This is a genomic window from Allosphingosinicella sp., from assembly GCF_036387215.1.
Taxonomy (GTDB): domain Bacteria; phylum Pseudomonadota; class Alphaproteobacteria; order Sphingomonadales; family Sphingomonadaceae; genus Allosphingosinicella.
Map to the genome: position 1 here is coordinate 1 of NZ_DASVUE010000139.1, position 3,155 is coordinate 3,155.

Consider the following 3,155-nt stretch of genomic DNA (forward strand, 5'->3'; position numbering starts at 1 on the left):
CGCGGTTCGCCACCGCTCGCATTTTCGGAGCTTTACCCTTATTAAACGGGCCGGATTGTACCCAGGGCGTGCCATGAGCGAAGAGAAGGATCAGAAGCCGGGCGACGGCGCTCCTCAGCCGAGCCGCCGCATCGTGCTCGCACTGGGCGCTGCCGCGGCATCGAGCGTGGTCACGATCAAGCCGGCGCTGGCGCAGACCGCCGGGTCGGTGCTCAATTGCGAAATCCCGGTTCCGGGGCCGCAGGCGGCGGGGAGCTATATCGCTCCCGACGGCTCGGTCGTCGCTGCGGGGACTCCGGGCGCGGCGCCGCCGCTTCCGCGCCCGCTGACCGGGGAAGAGGTGAAGGTGATGCTCCGCGGCGGGCCTTCTCCGGCAGGCGTAGATTCGCAGTCCGCTCAGGCTTACGCCAACTATATTCGCCGTCTGCAGGCGGGGATGAGCGGATTCACCTGCTACGCCTCGCTGCAGATGCCGCGTTAGTATAGGGCCGGCTGGTGGCCGGTCCTCGCTACATCGCTGACCCGGGGGAGCTCACCAGGAAGGTGGAGCTCGATGGGCTGACCGCGCTGTTCCACTCGCCATCCGGAATGACCCACATCGTCGCGCCGCCCGCGCCCGAGATACTCGATGCGCTCGCCTATGGCGCTGCCGATGCGGACGAGCTTGCGGCGAGGCTCAGCGAGCGGTTCGAGCTTGAAGGCGGCGGGGAGGCGATGGCGGCCCGGCTCGAGGAGCTGGAGGCGGCGGGGCTCGTCCGGCGGGCATGAAGCACGTTCATTCGCTCCAGGTGGGCCCGGTCGCGTTCCGCATCGGCTCCGAATGGCCGCAGCCGATCGCGGCGCTGCGGGCGCTCTACGCGGGCTATCCGGAGCCGGAGGGGGTGTGCGACTTCACGGTGCGGCTGGAGGCGGAGAAGCCCTGGCGGCGGTGGATCAGGCCGTCGGTGGCGATCCGGGGCGACTATACTTTGCCCGACGCTGCGCCGCTCGCGCTGGAGCATGGCCTGCTCGCCGCCGAGATGGGCATGAACCTGCAGATGGCGCTCGGGCAGAAGAGGTATCTGCTGCTTCACGCTTCGACCGTGGAGCGGGACGGGCGGGCGCTCTTAATGACCGGCGCCTCGGGCGCCGGGAAATCGACGCTGGCGGCTCTGCTCGGCGAGCATGGCTGGCGGCTGCTGGGGGACGAATTCGCATTGCTGGACCTGGACCGCGGCCGGATACACCCGTTTCCGCGCGCGATCAGCCTCAAGAACCGGGCGATCCACGTGATGGAGGAGGTTGCCGGCGCGGAGCGGCTCGGGCCCTGGCTCAGGGGCACGCCCAAGGGGACGATCCGGCACCTGCGCCCGAATGCGGAGGCGATCGCACGGATGGCGGAGCCCGCGCGGCCGGCGATGCTGCTCTTCCCGAGCTTCGGCCGCGACATGGAGCGCGCGATCCGGCCGGTCGGGCAGGCGGAAGTGTTCGTGCGCATGACCCAGGCATCGACCAACTACGTCACGCTGGGAGAGCGCGGCTTCGACGCGCTTGCGGGTCTGGTGAAGTCCATTCCGTCGCTCGCGATCGATTACTCCGACACCGAGACGGCGCTGGCGCTCGTCGAAGAGCTCTGGAGCGGACTGTGAGGGATGCGCGCCGCCTGGTCGAAGCACTTCGGGACCCGCAGTCGGTCGCGGGCCTTCCGGTGCGGGACTGGACGGCGCTGATCGCCCTCGCGCGGGCGGAGTCGCTGATCGGCAGCCTTGCCTATCGGCTGCAGGGGATGGAGCTGCCGGCGAAGGTCGATTGGATCATGGACGACGCGCGGCGCGATGCCGGGCAGGCGCGGCGGCAGGCGCTTTGGGAGGCGGAGATGGCGCGGCGGGCGCTAGGTTCGCTGGAGGTGCCGGTGATCCTCCTTAAGGGCACTGCTTATGCCGCCGCGGGCCTGCAGGCGGGCGTCGGCCGTTCGATCGGCGACCTGGACATCATGGTACCGCGCCAGAGCCTGGATGCGGTGCAGGAGGCGTTGCTTGGCGCCGGGTGGGAATGGGTGAAGGAGGATGCCTATGACGACCTCTATTATCGCCAATGGATGCACGAGCTGCCGCCGCTGATCCATCGCGAGCGCGACCGGATGATCGATGTCCACCACACGATCCTGCCGCTGACCCATCGGCGCCGGCCCGACGCGGCGGCTATGGTGGCGGAGAGCGTGGTGCTGGACAGCGGGCTGCGGGTGCTCTCGCCGGCCGACATGGTGGTTCATTCGGTGGCGCATCTGTTCGCGGACGGGGATCTTGCCGGCGGCCTCCGGAACCTTTGGGACATCGATCGGATGCTTCGCGAATTTGCTTCCGAAGCATTTTGGCAGAAGCTGGATGAGCGCGCGCGGCTGCACCAGCTCCTCCCCGAAGTGCGCCGCGCGCTGCGGCTCTCGAACAGGCTCTACGGAACGCCGGTACAGGATCCGGTGATGGCGGCATCGGATCGCCTGTTCGAACGGCGCCTGCTGGCGCGGAACGGGTGGGGGCAGACGACGCGGAAGGGGCTGCGGCTCGCCTTCTACGTCCGCTCGCACTGGCTGCGCATGCCGCCGCTGATGCTCGCGCGGCATCTCTGGACGAAGGCGCGGCGTTAGAGCTGACATGCGCTGGGCCCTGAATGCACTTCATCAGGCGAAGACGCAGCTGCTGAAGCTGCTTCGGATCAGGACTCGCGGCGTCAGGGTGATGGTGTTCAACCCGGCGGGCGAAGTCCTGCTCATCCGGCACACCTACGGCCGCTCCGACCTTTACCATCTGCCCGGCGGCGGCATCCGCCCGTGGGAAAGCCCTGAACATGCTGCGCACAGGGAAACGCGGGAGGAGGCGGGGTGCACCCTTGCCGACCTGATGCCGGTGTCCATCCATCTGTCGCTGGGGGAGGGCCGGCGGGACACCGTCCATCTGTTCAGCGCGCAGAGCGAGGATCGTCCGATTGCCGACGGAGTGGAAGTGGAAGAAGCGCGTTTCTTCGCGCTCGACGCGCTTCCGGCCACGCTCTCCCCCGCCACCTGGCGCCGCCTTCAGGAGCATCTTGGAAAGCGCTCTCCCGACGGCCATTGGTGATTGGAACCGCCTGCGCCGGGCTCTTCCTGCTACCGGCGCATGCTATGGAAATGGCAAGGTTTC

General features: G+C 68.5%; 5 protein-coding genes. All 5 read left to right on the plus strand.

The genetic code is table 11. The features are described from left to right. Nucleotides 1–73: 73 nt before the first annotated feature. Genes VF662_RS05490 through VF662_RS05510 form a run of 5 tightly spaced genes read left to right on the plus strand, consistent with a single transcriptional unit; the run spans nt 74 to nt 3,092 of the window. Complete coding sequence (locus VF662_RS05490) at nt 74–481, plus strand: hypothetical protein (RefSeq protein WP_464138778.1); 408 nt, start codon at nt 74–76, stop codon at nt 479–481. Between the two features lie 14 nt (nt 482–495). Beyond that, on the plus strand, nt 496–768 hold the full coding sequence (locus VF662_RS05495; protein WP_464138782.1) for an HPr-rel-A system PqqD family peptide chaperone: 273 nt from the start codon (nt 496–498) through the stop codon (nt 766–768). After that, nucleotides 765–1,628, plus strand: a complete 864-nt coding sequence (locus VF662_RS05500; protein ID WP_464138786.1) for an HprK-related kinase A — start codon at nt 765–767, stop codon at nt 1,626–1,628. Before VF662_RS05495 ends, VF662_RS05500 begins: the two co-directional genes overlap by 4 nt. Beyond that, nucleotides 1,625–2,623 (plus strand): nucleotidyltransferase domain-containing protein, encoded by a 999-nt coding sequence (locus tag VF662_RS05505; RefSeq protein WP_464138790.1) that lies wholly within the window; start codon nt 1,625–1,627, stop codon nt 2,621–2,623. Before VF662_RS05500 ends, VF662_RS05505 begins: the two co-directional genes overlap by 4 nt. A 7-nt stretch (nt 2,624–2,630) precedes the next feature. Next, nucleotides 2,631–3,092, plus strand: a complete 462-nt coding sequence (locus VF662_RS05510; protein ID WP_464138793.1) for an NUDIX domain-containing protein — start codon at nt 2,631–2,633, stop codon at nt 3,090–3,092. Nucleotides 3,093–3,155: the final 63 nt, after the last annotated feature.